General features: G+C 61.1%; 15 protein-coding genes. 8 read left to right on the forward strand and 7 right to left on the reverse strand.

Annotated features, from left to right (window positions below):
- Positions 1 to 44 precede the first annotated feature (44 nt).
- The 3 genes from F550_RS0112080 to F550_RS18625 all read left to right on the forward strand — a co-directional run bounded on the left by F550_RS0112080 (position 45) and on the right by F550_RS18625 (position 2,568).
- The gene (locus F550_RS0112080) at positions 45 to 650 is read left to right on the forward strand and encodes a Tim44/TimA family putative adaptor protein (protein ID WP_018148822.1); all 606 of its coding nucleotides are present in this window, start codon (positions 45 to 47) and stop codon (positions 648 to 650) included.
- Positions 651 to 726: 76 nt separating this feature from the next.
- A complete protein-coding gene (gene mltA / locus F550_RS0112085) occupies positions 727 to 2,037 on the forward strand; it encodes a murein transglycosylase A (protein ID WP_018148823.1) in 1,311 nt (436 codons plus the stop codon).
- A 9-nt stretch (positions 2,038 to 2,046) separates the two neighbouring features.
- Positions 2,047 to 2,568, forward strand: coding sequence for a Smr/MutS family protein (locus tag F550_RS18625; protein ID WP_018148824.1), 522 nt, complete (start codon positions 2,047 to 2,049; stop codon positions 2,566 to 2,568).
- Here the strand turns inward: F550_RS18625 and hisE are convergent.
- Genes hisE through hisH form a run of 4 tightly spaced genes read right to left on the reverse strand, consistent with a single transcriptional unit; the run spans position 2,565 to position 5,084 of the window.
- Positions 2,565 to 2,921 (reverse strand): phosphoribosyl-ATP diphosphatase, encoded by a 357-nt coding sequence (hisE, locus tag F550_RS0112095; RefSeq protein WP_018148825.1) that lies wholly within the window; start codon positions 2,919 to 2,921, stop codon positions 2,565 to 2,567. The two genes, F550_RS18625 and hisE, sit on opposite strands and share 4 nt — an antisense overlap.
- Positions 2,922 to 2,940: 19 nt before the next feature.
- Positions 2,941 to 3,699 carry an imidazole glycerol phosphate synthase subunit HisF gene (gene hisF / locus F550_RS17740; RefSeq protein ID WP_018148826.1) on the reverse strand — a complete coding sequence of 253 codons (759 nt, stop codon included), beginning with the start codon at positions 3,697 to 3,699 and terminating at the stop codon, positions 2,941 to 2,943.
- Positions 3,700 to 4,443: a 1-(5-phosphoribosyl)-5-[(5-phosphoribosylamino)methylideneamino]imidazole-4-carboxamide isomerase gene (hisA, locus tag F550_RS0112110; RefSeq protein WP_018148827.1), complete on the reverse strand. Its 744-nt coding sequence runs from the start codon at positions 4,441 to 4,443 to the stop codon at positions 3,700 to 3,702.
- Complete coding sequence (gene hisH / locus F550_RS0112115; RefSeq protein ID WP_018148828.1) at positions 4,440 to 5,084, reverse strand: imidazole glycerol phosphate synthase subunit HisH; 645 nt, start codon at positions 5,082 to 5,084, stop codon at positions 4,440 to 4,442. The genes hisA and hisH overlap by 4 nt, the downstream gene beginning before the upstream one ends.
- 108 nt (positions 5,085 to 5,192) lie before the next feature.
- Here hisH and F550_RS0112120 point away from each other — a divergent pair, with 108 nt between their 5' ends.
- The gene (locus F550_RS0112120) at positions 5,193 to 6,629 is read left to right on the forward strand and encodes an amidohydrolase (protein WP_026180746.1); all 1,437 of its coding nucleotides are present in this window, start codon (positions 5,193 to 5,195) and stop codon (positions 6,627 to 6,629) included.
- Between the two features lie 21 nt (positions 6,630 to 6,650).
- Positions 6,651 to 7,703 (forward strand): lipoprotein N-acyltransferase Lnb domain-containing protein, encoded by a 1,053-nt coding sequence (locus F550_RS0112125; protein WP_083910982.1) that lies wholly within the window; start codon positions 6,651 to 6,653, stop codon positions 7,701 to 7,703.
- Here F550_RS0112125 and hisB read toward each other — a convergent pair.
- Complete coding sequence (gene hisB, locus F550_RS0112130; protein WP_018148831.1) at positions 7,700 to 8,296, reverse strand: imidazoleglycerol-phosphate dehydratase HisB; 597 nt, start codon at positions 8,294 to 8,296, stop codon at positions 7,700 to 7,702. The genes F550_RS0112125 and hisB overlap by 4 nt on opposite strands.
- Before the next feature lie 199 nt (positions 8,297 to 8,495).
- Between hisB and F550_RS18630 the strand changes: the two genes are divergently transcribed.
- Genes F550_RS18630 through hslU form a run of 3 tightly spaced genes read left to right on the forward strand, consistent with a single transcriptional unit; the run spans position 8,496 to position 12,320 of the window.
- Positions 8,496 to 10,397, forward strand: a complete 1,902-nt coding sequence (locus F550_RS18630) for a putative bifunctional diguanylate cyclase/phosphodiesterase (protein ID WP_169332268.1) — start codon at positions 8,496 to 8,498, stop codon at positions 10,395 to 10,397.
- A gap of 52 nt (positions 10,398 to 10,449) precedes the next feature.
- On the forward strand, positions 10,450 to 11,016 hold the full coding sequence (hslV, locus tag F550_RS0112140; protein WP_026180748.1) for an ATP-dependent protease subunit HslV: 567 nt from the start codon (positions 10,450 to 10,452) through the stop codon (positions 11,014 to 11,016).
- Positions 11,016 to 12,320, forward strand: coding sequence for an ATP-dependent protease ATPase subunit HslU (gene hslU, locus F550_RS0112145; protein WP_018148834.1), 1,305 nt, complete (start codon positions 11,016 to 11,018; stop codon positions 12,318 to 12,320). The genes hslV and hslU overlap by 1 nt, the downstream gene beginning before the upstream one ends.
- Here the strand turns inward: hslU and F550_RS0112150 are convergent.
- Positions 12,310 to 12,660, reverse strand: coding sequence for a winged helix-turn-helix transcriptional regulator (locus F550_RS0112150; protein ID WP_018148835.1), 351 nt, complete (start codon positions 12,658 to 12,660; stop codon positions 12,310 to 12,312). The two genes, hslU and F550_RS0112150, sit on opposite strands and share 11 nt — an antisense overlap.
- 178 nt (positions 12,661 to 12,838) lie before the next feature.
- The gene (locus tag F550_RS0112160; protein ID WP_026180749.1) at positions 12,839 to 13,588 is read right to left on the reverse strand and encodes a PhyR family response regulator anti-anti-sigma factor; all 750 of its coding nucleotides are present in this window, start codon (positions 13,586 to 13,588) and stop codon (positions 12,839 to 12,841) included.
- Between the last annotated feature and the right edge of the window lie 37 nt (positions 13,589 to 13,625).

The raw sequence follows: 13,625 nt of genomic DNA on the forward strand, positions 1-13,625 counted from the left end.
AGCTGACTATATGACACCTTGTAATACCCCTCCACGGAGACGAAATGTCCTCTTCGATGATCGAACTTCTCCTTCTTGCCGCAATCGCCGTCTTTGTCGGTTGGCGGCTTTACACGACGCTTGGTAGCGACGCCGGCCCGCCCGAAGGGCGCCAGCGGAACCAGCAGCCAGCGACGACAGCGAAACCGACGGCGCCGCCGAGAGAGAACCCGGCAGGTCTGCGCCCGGCTTTCACGGGCCCGGCTGCCAGTGGGCTTGAGGCAATTCACGGCGCCGATCCGAGCTTTGATCCCAAGGAATTTCTGGCCGGGGCGCGCTCAGCTTACGAAATGCTCGCGAAAGCATTTGCCGATGGCGACCGCGACACACTCGGCAAATGGCTCGACACCGATGTCTATGAGGCATGGGACGCTGCAATTGCCGAGCGTGAGAAAACAAACGCCGAAGCGCCGCAGCTTCTTCGCCTGAAAAAGAGCGAGATCGACGCCGCGGACCTCGATGATACGGGCACTGCGCGCGTGACCGTCCGCTTTCAGGCAGAGCTTGGCGTTGGTGACATGACCCGGACCTCAGAAGAATTCTGGACCTTCATGCGCGACACCGGCACCGATGATCCCAACTGGCTCCTCGACGACGTCGACACGCCGTGATCTTGCGAGCGGGTCTTCAGTAACGCTGAGACTTTGCGGTTGTCGACATTGGCAAAACCAGTCAATTCTTGCGGCCATGAAAAGACTGATCGGCCTGATAATGGCGGCCTCCCTGACCGCTGCCTGCGCAACCTCTCCAGAAGGCGGGACTGACCGGGAAACGCGCACGCGCCATGCCGCCCATACCGATGTCGCGATGGGCCACCCCCAGCCGACACCCGCTTCACGGCGCCCGGCCGAGCGCCCGCCTGAAAACGAGACCCCCGGCGAGCCCGGTTCCGGCGTTCAGGCTGCGCCAGCGCCTGCTGCATTTGCAACGCTCCCCGGTTGGTCAGAGGCCGAAATCTATCCGGGCGTCATGGCGCTGAAGAAAAGCTGCAGGGTTTTTCGCGAAGGCGCAGCTGATGCGCCCGTATCATCCGTTGCGCCTTGGGCCGGCCAGACGATGGACTGGCTTCCAGCTTGCGCCGCCCTTGAGGTCGTTCAGGATGAGGCAAGCGCCCGCACCGTCATGCAGGCACTTTTCCGCCCTGTTGAGATTAATTCGCCTAATGGCGAATCGCGGTTCACGGGCTATTTCGAGCCCGTCTATGAGGCGCGCACCACGCCAGAGCCACCCTTCACCGAACCTGTCCCCGCCTATCCGCGTGATCTTGAGCGCGAAAGCGGCGTCGGCATTTTCCAGCGCCTTCCAAACGGGTCGCGCAGGCCCTATCCCGACCGCGCCGCGATCACTGCTGCCGGGGTGGAGCCGCTGGCCTACGCTCATCCAGCCGATGTCTTTTTTCTGCAGATCCAGGGCTCCGGCAAACTCGTCTTTCCGGACGGCTCAGTCCTGAAGGCCGTCTATGCCAGCCATAATGGCCACCGGTTTGGATCGACCGCGAACTGGCTCCTCGAGCGCGGCTGGATTTCGCGGGGCGAGGCCTCGATGCAGGGGATCCGCGCCTGGATGGACCGCGCGACGCCAGAACAGGTGCGCGCGGCGATGAATGCCAATCCGCGCTATATCTTCTTCACGCTCGAAGAACCTGAAGACGGCGACACCGGACCGAAAGGCGCGATGGGGGTTCCGCTAACCCCGCTCGGCTCTGTCGCGATCGACCGCGACCACAATCCTATGGGCGTTCCGATGTTCATCCAGACGACAGCGCCAGGACTTGGCGGCGACTGGTCAGGGCTCCTGGTCGCGCAGGATACGGGCGGCGCGGTGAACGGCCCTGTGCGCGGTGACATTTATTTCGGCACAGGCAAGGAGGCGGGCGAGCGCGCAGGCACGATGAATGCGCCGGGACGCCTCTGGGTCCTGCTTCCGCGTGCCGTGGCAGACCAGATTCCGGGCATTGATGCCTTTGCAGACCTTGGCCGAGGGCCCGCAGCCCCCTAGATCGGCTCAATGAGCGACCGCCCTCTCAGACCTGATGAGAAGAAAGCCTGGGAACAGGTTCGCCGCTCTATTCGCCCGCTCCATGCGCAGAAATCGGCGCCGAGATCCCGCGCGCCATCGCTTTCTCGCTCACCCGAAAGCGGGCCCGCTACCGAACAGACGCTCGGCACGCCCGAAAAAACACCGTCCCGACACCGCCTGAACACCCCCAGCACACCGCTCGATCGAAGCACCGACAAGGCGGTGCGCCGTGGCAAAGTATCGATCTCTGCCCGCTTCGACCTGCACGGTCACACCCAGGCCTCCGCCTGGACCGCGCTCCCGGCTTTCCTTGTCCGAGAGCAGGCCCGCGGTAGCCGATGCGTGATCGTGATTACGGGTAAGGGCAAGGAAAGCGGGGGGGTTCTGCGCCAGAACTTCCTGCGCTGGATCGAAATGCCAGAAGCCCGGCCGGTCATTTCCGGATATGCGACCGCGCACCCCAAACATGGCGGCGCAGGGGCGTTCTACGTTTTCCTGCGGAAACGCTAGTCCTTCGGCGTGCGGGAAGCTTTCTCCGCGAGGCCAGAAACTCCGCGCCGTTCAGCAAGAGCGTCCGCAACCATATCCAGTGAAACCCCCTTTGCCCGCAGGCCAACCAGCAGGTGGAAGATGAGATCAGCGGTTTCGGACGCGACTTCCTTGCGCCCCTGCGCGGCGATGGCGAGGGCAACTTCGGCGCCTTCTTCTGCGATTTTCTTTCCGCAGCGGATTGGCCCGGACTGGAGAAGTCTCGCCGTGTAGCTTCGCTCCGGATTTCCATCGACACGGCTGTCCACCGTTGCGGCCAGAAGGGCCACAAGCTCGTTCAGGCGTTGGGCGGAGCCGAGATCGGTCTTCGACATGTCGTTTGGTCCAGTTGCGTTAAAGAGGGCGTACCGGCGCACCGGCAGCAGAGAGGGCTTGGCGCGCTTCAGCCAGGCTGACTTCGCCAAAATGAAAGATAGAGGCCGCAAGCACGGCGGTTGCGCCACCTTCCAGAATGGCCGGCGGCAAATGCTCGGCAGAGCCTGCACCGCCAGACGCGATAACCGGAAGTGATACAGCCGACGTCACCGCTTTCAACAGGGCAATATCATAGCCCGATTTGGTGCCGTCGCGGTCCATAGAGGTCAGCAGGATTTCGCCTGCGCCGCGTTTTTCGGCTTCTTTGGCAAACTCGACCGCATCAATGCCGGTGGGCCGACGCCCGCCATGGGTGAAGATTTCCCAATGATCGCCGGTCTGGCGCGCATCGATCGCCACAACGACGGCCTGTCGCCCGGCACGTGCGGCGCATTCCGCGATCACGCCGGGATTGGCAACCGCCGCAGAATTGATCGCCACTTTATCGGCGCCAGAGCGGAGCAGCTGGACAAGATCTTCGCCGCTGCGAACGCCGCCGCCAACGGTGAGCGGCATAAAGCACTGCTCTGCGGTCCGCCGGACAACGTCCAGCATGGTGCCACGCCCTTCATGGCTCGCCGTTATGTCGAGGAAGCAGAGCTCATCGGCGCCCGCCGCATCATAGGCCTTGGCCAGTGCGACCGGATCGCCCGCATCGCGCAGATCGATGAAGTTCACACCTTTCACGGTGCGTCCATCCTTCACATCGAGGCAGGGTATGATGCGCGATTTGAGCATTTATTCAGCCCCTGCCGCCTTGATGGCGTCTGCGGGATCGATATCGCCATCATAAAGTGCACGGCCGAGGATCGTCCCGGCAATAGCGCGCCTACCCTTTGCCTCGCGGAGGGCGGAAATGTCCTCAACGCGGGCGAGGCCGCCTGACGCGATCACCGGAATTGAAACCGCGTCAGCCATTTCAGCGGTGAAATCGACATTGATGCCGGTCTTGGTGCCATCGCGGGAAATGTCCGTCACGATCAGGGCCGCCACGCCGCAGCCTTCGAACTGCTTTGCGAGCTCTACCGCTTTCATGTCCGATGTTTCGGCCCAGCCCTCGACGGCGACGCGGCCATCGCGTGCATCGATGCCGACGACGATCTGGTTTTCGAAGGCTTTTGCAGCGGTTTTGACGAGGTCAGGATCGCGCAGCGCGGCTGTACCCAGGATCACCCGGCTGAGGCCAGCGTCCAGCCAGGCGTCGATCTGCGCGCGCGTGCGGATGCCGCCGCCGAGCTGTACCGGCATATCGGTCGCAGCCAGGATGGCCCGCACTGCGTCACCATTGGCGCTGTCGCCCGCGAAAGCACCATTGAGATCAACGACGTGCAGCCGGTCGAAGCCCATCTTCTTGAACCGCATCGCCTGATCGGCCGGGTCGGTGTTGAAGGCGGTCGCCTTGTCCATGTCGCCGCGCAGCAGACGCACGCACGTCCCGTCCTTCAGGTCGATGGCAGGCCAGAGCTCGAAAGCATTGGTCATTCGGGGCTCCACTCAAGGAAGTTGGATAGCAGTTTCAGGCCGACGCGCTGGCTTTTTTCAGGGTGAAACTGGGTCGCGACCAGATTGTCCCGGCCGATCATCGCCGTGAGGGTTTCGCCATATTCGGTGGCTGCCAGCACAGAGGCCGGGTCAGCGGCCCTGAAACTGTAGGAATGGGTGAAATAAACGTGGGGGTCCTCGCCGAGGCCTTCCAGCACCGGATGGGGCTGCCTGATCTCAAGACCGTTCCAGCCCATATGCGGCACTTTCAGGCCCTCGCCAGGATTGATCCGGTCGACATCGCCGCTGATCCAGTCGAGCCCCGGTGTTGCCCCGTCTTCGAGACCGCGCGTTGCGAGCAGCTGCATCCCGACGCAGATACCCAGAAATGGCACCGACCGGCCAATCGCGGCCTCGGTAAGCGCCTCAACCAGTCCGGTTTCTGCCCGCAAGCCACGGGCGCAATCGGCAAAATGCCCGACACCCGGCAGCACAATCCGGTCTGCCGCCCGCACCCGGCCTGGGTCATCTGTCACGGTCACTTTTACAGACCGCGCACAACTCTGGGCTGCCGCATTCAATGCGCGTTCGGCCGAATGCAGATTGCCGGAGCCGTAATCAATGAGAACAAGATCAGTCATCGCCTGCGCTCTTAGCTGCGCTGGGGCGATAGGAAAAGTGGCCTTGGCTTGATTGATGCGGATGCCTGTCGCAAGGTCCGCTCGTATTCAAGATCGGAGACCTTTTTCATGCGCCTCATTCCCTCCCTCATCGCCCTCGGCTTTGCCACGGCCAGCCTCGCTCTGCCCGCCGCCAGTGATCCGTCCACCGAAGCGGCCTCTGAGCTGGTCGAGGCCCGTTCGGGGATGACCGAAGAGATCGCGCAAAGCCTGTGGGACTGGGCCGAGGTCGGCTATCAGGAAACCCAATCCTCGCAGCTTCTGCAGGATCAGCTGGAGATGGAAGGCTTCACTATTGAGGCCGGCGTTGCCGATATCCCGACCGCCTTCATCGCAGAATACGGCTCTGGGGGTCCGGTGATCGCGATCCTCGCAGAGATGGATGCGCTTCCGGGCATCAACCAGGGCGCAACGCCTGTGCGTGAGCCTGTCGAGAACAAGCATGCCGGTCAGGCCTGCGGCCACAACCTCTTTGGCGCGGGATCGGTCTCTGCGGCCGTGGCGATCCGGCACTGGCTGGAAGACACGGGCACCGAAGGCACTGTGCGTCTCTATGGCACGCCTGCTGAAGAAGGTGGCAGCGGCAAGGTTTACATGGTTCGCGCAGGCCTTTTCGATGATGTCGACATCGCCTTCCACTGGCATCCGTCGGATCGCAACTCGGCCGCCGCCTCCACCACGCTGGCGAACCGGTCGGCCAAATTCCGCTTCAGCGGGATTTCAGCGCATGCCGCCGGCGCACCGGAGCGTGGACGCTCTGCGCTCGACGGGGTCGAAGCGATGAACATGATGGCAAACATGATGCATGAGCACATGCCGCAGGATGCGCGCATGCACTATGTCATCACCTCCGGCGGCGAAGCCCCGAACGTGGTGCCCGATTTCGCCGAGGTCTTTTATTATGTCCGCCATCCTGAACCTGTCGGCGTCGAAGCCCTCTGGTCGCGCCTGGAAGATACCGCCCGCGGCGCTGCTACGGGCACGGGCACGGAAGTCGAGTGGGAAATCATCCACGGCAACAATCCGCTCTTGGTCAACGAGACGCTGGCAAAGATGATGGACTCCAAGCTGCGTGAGCTTGGCGGCATTACCTATACTGCTGAAGAACAGCAGTTCGCCGAGAGCATCGCCTCCACCTTCGACAATCCGCGCAATGAGCTCGGCTCGGAAGAAGAGATCCAGCCCTATGAGGTCTCACTCGGTTATGGCTCCACCGATGTCGGTGACGTCTCCTTTGCGGCGCCGACCGTCGGTCTGCGCACGGCCACCTGGGTGCCCGGCACGTCGGCCCACAGCTGGCAGGCGGTTGCGGCCAGCGGCATGTCGATCGGTGAAAAGGGCACAGAGCTTGCCGCCAAGACACTGACCGCGGCGGCGATCGAGCTTTATCAGAACCCGGAAATGGTCGAAGCGGCCAAGGAAGAGTTCGAAGAAAAGCGCGGGCCGGACTATGAGTACAAGTCCCTGCTCGGCGACCGCGAGCCGCCGCTGGACTATCGCAACTAGAAATCTGAAGGAATAGCCCGAATGACTGACGGGCTACTGTCCCTGCTTCGCCGCCCCGCGCCCCGACTGCGTTGGGGCGGCGAAATTCTTATGGGTCTTGCAATCGTGGCAGCTTCGGTGGTTGTCGCCGGGGGTCTCTATTACTGGCCTGGCCTGCCCGATCTGTTGAAGAAGCCGCTGGGTCTGGCTGCATTTCCCGTGCTCCTGACCCTCTGGTTCTGGCCCGGAGGCAGCCAGCGGCGCAGGCAGTTTGGCGTCCTCGCCGTGCTGCTCGTCTTTTTTGTCGCCTATTACTCAAAGGAGCCGGTCGACCGCGACTGGGTGCCTTTGCATGAGCGCAAAGTCTATGCGGATGTCCGCGGTAATGAGGTCACCTTTCACAATTTTCGCGATGCTATCCATTATGTTAACGACCCCGTTGACGTGCGCTGGACCAGAGAGACGTTTTCGCTCGATGAGCTTGAGGGCGCGCAATTCATCGTCCAGCCATTCGGCGATACGCCGTTTACAGTCCACATATTCATGAGCTTTCGTTTCAGCGATGGGCGCCGCATTGCCGTCTCGGTTGAGGCCCGCCGTGTGGACTGGAATAATTTCGACCCAGTGGCAGGCTTCTTCCGCCATTTTCAGTCATATCTCGTTGTCGGGACAGAGCGTGATCTGGTCTGGAAGCGACTGGCCCGGGACGAGCCCTACAAAATGTATTTCTATGACGTCACGGAAGACGACGCTGTCATCCGCCGCCTGTTCGAGGGGCTGATCGACTATGCCAACAGCCTTGCGGCAAGGCCTCAATATTATTCAACGCTGGAAGAGAGCTGCTTCACCGGGCTCGTCAAACTCAGTCCGGAGATTTCAAGCGAGATAGACTGGTGGGATATCCGCCGATGGATTCCAGGCTATGCCGTCCATGTCCTGCAGGGCGCTGGTGCGGTCGATGACACGCTTCCGGCTGAGGCGCTGCGCGAACGAAGCCGCCTGCGCAGCGGTATCCGCCCGCCATGGGAATTTGAGACCGATGAGGCCTGGAGCACCCATATCAGAGGCGGACCCGCCTCTGGGGAAGGTGGCTAGAGGCTGCCCTTGGTACTTGCGGCCTTGCCGCCAAGGCGCGGATCGAGAGAGACCGCTGTACGCAGGGCGCGGGCCGTGGCCTTGAAGCAACTTTCGGCGATGTGGTGATTGTTTTCGCCATAGAGATTCTCGACGTGAAGACACATCCCGCCATTCCCGGCGAGGGCGTGGAAGAACTCCTTGAGGAGTTCTGTATCCATATCTCCGATCTTGTCGCGGCGGAAATCAACTTTCCAGATAAGGTAAGGGCGTTTGCAGAGGTCAATGGACGCGCGGCTCAGCGTTTCATCCATCGGGATGTAGGCGTGGCCGAACCGGGTAATGCCGCCAAAATCGCCAAGCGCATCCTTGATTGCTTGGCCGATTACGATTCCAGTGTCCTCAACCGTATGGTGAGCGTCGATATGTAGATCGCCGTCTGCCTTCACCTTGAGATCAATGAAGCTGTGGCGCGCAAAGGAATCCAGCATGTGGTCGAAAAATCCGACCCCTGTGCTCACGTCGGCCTTGCCTGTGCCATCGAGGTCGACCGTCACAGTAATGTCGGTCTCTCGCGTCTTGCGGGTAATCGTTGAAGTGCGGTTCTTGGTCATCGTCGCCTGAGATAGGGTGTTTATTCGTGGAGGGCTACACTGGATTTGTTCACGGAATTCTAAAGTTTATCGTGGAGGGTGATTTTAAATTGCGAATAGAGTCTCGTTGATTATGGGGTCCACGCTGGCGAAGACATCAGGATTCGGGCGGTTTCTTTCAAGGACCAGCTTTGCAAACGCGCTTCCCACCGCGGCGGCAGTGATCGCATTCATTGTGGCCAGCGCTGTGTCGGTGCTGTTTCTCGCAGCTGCTGAAATTTCTGCATCGGAAAAGTCTGACGTCATTGCCGGCCGTGTGGCTGACGGGCTTTATTTCGAGATCGTTTATGGAAGCCGCGCGGATGTTGATTCGATGCTTGAGCGTCTTGCACAGGGCAGGGCCGCGGCTTTTTCTCCAGACGGCACGCTGATTGCCGGTACCGTGTCGGACGACGTTCTCGCATCAGGCCGGCGCTATCCTATCGCGTCGGGTGGCAGCGTTGTTGGTGAACTTGTCATGCTGCGCACGATTCCAGGCACGCTCGCGCTTCCGCTGCCTCTCGTGATTGGCGTCATCCTTCTGATCTCGGTAGTCGCCTATCTTGTCACCAACTTCTTCGGTCAGCTCGTCGCCCAGCAGACGGCCCAGATCGCCGGTTTGGTCAGTCAGGCCACGTTGAAGCAAAGCCTGCCCGAAGACGACCGGCCGATCCTCTTCACGGAGTTCAGGAGCCTTCGAGCCGCACTGTTGCGGCAGATCCAGAGTCTTCACCGCGAAAACGATCGTCTGATGAGCGCTGCCTACAAGGATGAGCGCACGGGGCTTGGCAATGTCGCCGAACTGACCCGGCAACTGACACAGTTCATCTCGCGGTCCTCGTTCGAATTCCCGTCGGCCTATATCCAGATCGATATCGAACCGATGCACCATAATGGTGATCAGGACACCGCCTTCGCGCTGGAGCTGCAGACAGCCATTTCGCGCCGCATCTCTGGCCTCTTGAAGGACCAGCTGACCGCTTACAGCATGCCGGATGACAGGTGGCCTGCCTTTGCGCTGGCCTCAGATGACTTTGGCGTTCTTGTCGATCAGATCGGCTCGCGAAACGAAATCAACAAATTCGCCAAGCTTCTCATCACCCGCCTGAAAGAGCCCTATGCCATTGGTGGCAAGAAGGTCACTTTTGCGGCTTTCGCCGGCATCGCGATGATACCGGAGGATGGCCAGACACCGCAGGACATCCGCAAACGGGCCTATACGGCCCTGGTACAGGCGCGCCGAAAGGAAGGCGCAGACCTTCAATTCTATTCGCCGAAACTGGATCGCCAGAGCGCCGCGCGCAAACGTCTGGAGTCTGAAGTTCGCACCGCTGTCGAACAGAACGCATTTACCCCGGTCTTTCAGCCCAAGGTCGACCTTGCCACCGGCAAGATTGTCGGCGCGGAGGCTCTGGCGCGCTGGCAGCTTGAAAGCGGCCGGATCGTGTCGCCGGGCGTCTTCATTCCGGTGGCCGAAAGCTGCGGCCTGATTTGTGAGATTGGTGAGCAGATCACGCGCAAGGCCTGTATGGGCGCTGCGAAATGGGCCGATCTCGGCTATCGCGATATCTCTGTGGCCGTGAATGTTTCGCCGCGCCAGTTCGAGAATGACGATCTTGGCACCATGCTGATTGACTCGATGACCACCGCTGGGCTGCTGCCGCGCCTGTTGCAGCTGGAGATCACCGAAAGCGTCGCGGTGACTGATCCTGAGCGCCTTCGCGATGTGGTCGCGCCGCTGAAGTCCATGGGCGTGCGTCTTGCCATCGATGATTTCGGCACCGGCCATTCCAACCTTGCCATGCTCGGCCGTCTTCCCTTCGACGTGTTCAAGATCGACCGGCAGTTTATTTGTAACCTCCACACGGACAAACAGGCCCCGGCCATTGTCGAAATGATCCTCGGCATGGCCGAAGCGCTCGGCATGGAGACTGTGGCAGAAGGCGTTGAAACAGAAGACCAGCAGCAATTCCTGCGTCGGCGTGGCTGTGATCAGTATCAGGGCTATTTCTTCAGCCCACCGGTCAGCCTCGACAAATTCATCGAAATGGTCAGGCGCAACCGCCAACCTGCGGCGGCCTGATACAGCGGACGGCCTCTTGCGAAGTGGCCCCCTCTGCGCCACATCAGCCAGCGTGACAGATCAAGATACACAGCGTTCAGCGCCCTGGCACGGGACAACTATCCTGGCCGTGCGCACCGAAGACCACGTCGTCATCCTGAGCGATGGCCAGGTGTCGATGGGTCAAACCGTCATGAAGGGCAATGCGCGAAAGGTCCGCCGCCTCGGCAAGGGCGATATCCTGGCCGGGTTCGCGGGCGCCACAGCCGATGCCTTCACCCTTTTCGAGCGGCTTGAGCAGAAACTTGAGCGGTTTCCCAACCAGCTTCAGCGCGCCGCCGTCGAGCTCGCCAAGGACTGGCGCACAGAGAAATACCTGCAGAAACTGGAAGCCCTGCTGATTGTGGCTGACCGTGACGTGACGCTGGTCATCACGGGCGCAGGCGACGTGCTTGAGCCTGAGCACAATGTCGTCGCTGTCGGCTCTGGCGGTAATTATGCGCTGTCTGCTGCCCGCGCGCTCTATGCCTATGAAAAAGATGCCGAGACGCTTGGCCGCCAGGCGATGGAAATCGCCGCGGACATCTGCGTCTACACAAATTCAAACTTCTCGATTGAGAAACTGGACCTGAAAGACTGATGGAAATCTTGACCCCCAGGGAAATCGTCGCCGAACTGGACCGCCACATTGTCGGGCAGGGAGACGCCAAACGCGCCGTCGCTCTGGCCCTGCGCAATCGCTGGCGCCGCAAGCAGGCCCCGGAAGACCTGCGCGATGAGATCACGCCAAAGAACATCCTGATGATCGGCCCGACCGGCGTCGGCAAGACAGAGGTTTCGCGCCGTCTTGCCAAGCTTGCCAATGCGCCCTTCCTCAAGGTTGAGGCGACCAAATTCACTGAGGTAGGTTATGTCGGCCGCGATGTTGAACAGATCATCCGCGATCTGGTCGAATCCGCTGTAGGCATGGTGAAGACACAGCGCCGGAAGCTGGTTGATGAGCAGGCCCGGGAAGCCGCTGAAAAGCGGCTTCTGGACTCCCTCGTTGGCGAAGAGGCCCAGGCCTCGACGCGCGAAACCTTCCGCCGCAAATTGCGCGACGGTGAGCTGGACGACCGCGACATCGATATCGAGCTTCAGGACACCGGCTCTGGCATGCCGATGATGGATATTCCGGGCGGCGGCGGCTCGATGGGGATGGTGAACCTCACCGACCTCCTCGGCAAAGCTATGGGCGGGCGCACAAAGCGCGTTCGCACCACTGTTCGCGACGCTTACAAGCCCCTGATCGGGGAAGAGGCCGACAAGCTGATCGATGAGGAAAGCGTCACGCGCGAAGCGATCCGCCTTGTTGAATCCGATGGCATCGTCTTCCTCGATGAGATCGACAAGGTCGCCGGTGGCAGCAATCGCAGCGGCGCTGACGTCTCCCGCGAAGGCGTGCAGCGCGACCTTCTGCCCCTGATCGAAGGCACAACCGTCTCCACCAAGCGTGGCCCGGTCCGCACAGACCACATCCTCTTCATTGCCTCGGGCGCCTTCCACGTTTCGAAACCCTCTGACATGCTGCCAGAACTTCAGGGCCGCCTGCCGATCCGGGTTGAGCTGAAACCCTTAAGCCGCGCTGACATGCGCCGCATTCTGGTGGAGCCTGAAGCCTCTCTCATTCGCCAGCATCAGGCGCTGATGAAGGCAGAAGGCGTAGATCTCCAGTTCGAAGACGCTGCTATCGATGCGCTGGCAGATGTCGCCGTTCGCGTGAACGACACGGTCGAGAATATCGGGGCGCGCCGCCTTCAGACGGTTCTCGAGCGCCTGCTTGATGAGATAAGCTTTACGGCAAATGACAGGGGCGGCGAGACGGTGACGATTACCGCTGACTATGTCGATGCCCAGCTATCCGATCTCGCGGGCAACACGGACCTCTCGAAATTCATTCTTTAGGTCCGGCCTGGACGCTACGGCGAACAGGCAGGTGGGTGCGGCCCCAGTCGCGAAAGGTTTCGAGCGCAGGCGCAAGCTCGAGACCGCGCTCGGTGAGGAGGTATTCGTACCTGTTTGGCCGCTCCTGATAGAGCTTGCGGTCGAGAAGCCCCGCCGAGACGAGGCGCTTCAGCCTGGATGCGAGGATATGCCTGGTCGCGCCGGTCGATTGGGCAAACTCATCAAAGCGCGCATGACCAAGCAGGCAGTCCCGCAGGATGAGCAGGGTCCACCGGTCTCCGACAAGGGAGAGGGTCCGCGCCACGGGACACCAGTCATCTTCAAGCTCACGCCATTTCATGAAAACCGGCGATAGACTGATTTGCCGCCGCCGCGAAGCCGGAGCTGATGCAGTCCACTGGCGGCGGGGCACCCAGCTTTATTGGAACGATCCAGCAGCGCTGCGCATAGGGTATGAGAAGCATTTATTCTTCATCTTCGACCCCCCCACTTTAAAGCCGGCACCTGATCAGTGCCGGCTATTTTCTTTCCGCACAGACCGCCGCCTTCTGTAAAAGGGCTTGGCCTATGACGGCCTTCACCATTTCATTGCGAAAGGGCTTTGGAATGAGGTAAGCAGGCTCCCCGTCGCGGCTGGCGAGAAGCAGCTGCGGATAGGCGGTGATGAACACGACCGGGATATTCAGGGTTTCGGTAATGATGGCGGCGGCATCCGCACCAGAAGAGCCGTCCGCGAGCTGGATATCTGCGAGCAGCAGTTTCGGTTTGAGGGCGAGGCACCGCTCGACCGCCTGATCCCGCGTAACGGCCTGGCCGAGCACTGTGTGCCCGAGGTCGCTAGCGATCTGTGTTATGTGGGCGGCGACAAGCGGCTCATCCTCAATAACAAACACCGTGGTTGCGAGCGCTTCAGGCAGGTCGTTTTCGGCGGCGCGGACAAGCTCGCTGACCTCTGCAGCATCGCACGCCATGATGGTAGCCGCATCCGAAACAGGGAACCCTTCCATCACGGTCAGCAGCAAGGCGCGCCTCGACCTGGAGGCGGGGTCCATGCCGACAGTAGCCGTCTTCTCGGGAAACGCGGCGTTGATCATTTCTTCGACGCGCCGGAACAAGCCGACGCGGTCAACCGCCTCAGCGCCGGATTTGCGGAAGGGCGCAAGCGCAGTCTCGACAAGCGCGTCACCCTGCATGCTGCTCCCGGTAACGGCGCGGGTATAGCGGCGGAGGTACGGCAGCTCTCGCTCAAGATTGTCTGCTGTGCCCATAAAAAAAGCCCTATGCCGGATCTTGCCGGACATAGGG

The sequence above is a fragment of the Henriciella marina DSM 19595 genome, assembly GCF_000376805.1.
Lineage (GTDB): Bacteria > Pseudomonadota > Alphaproteobacteria > Caulobacterales > Hyphomonadaceae > Henriciella > Henriciella marina.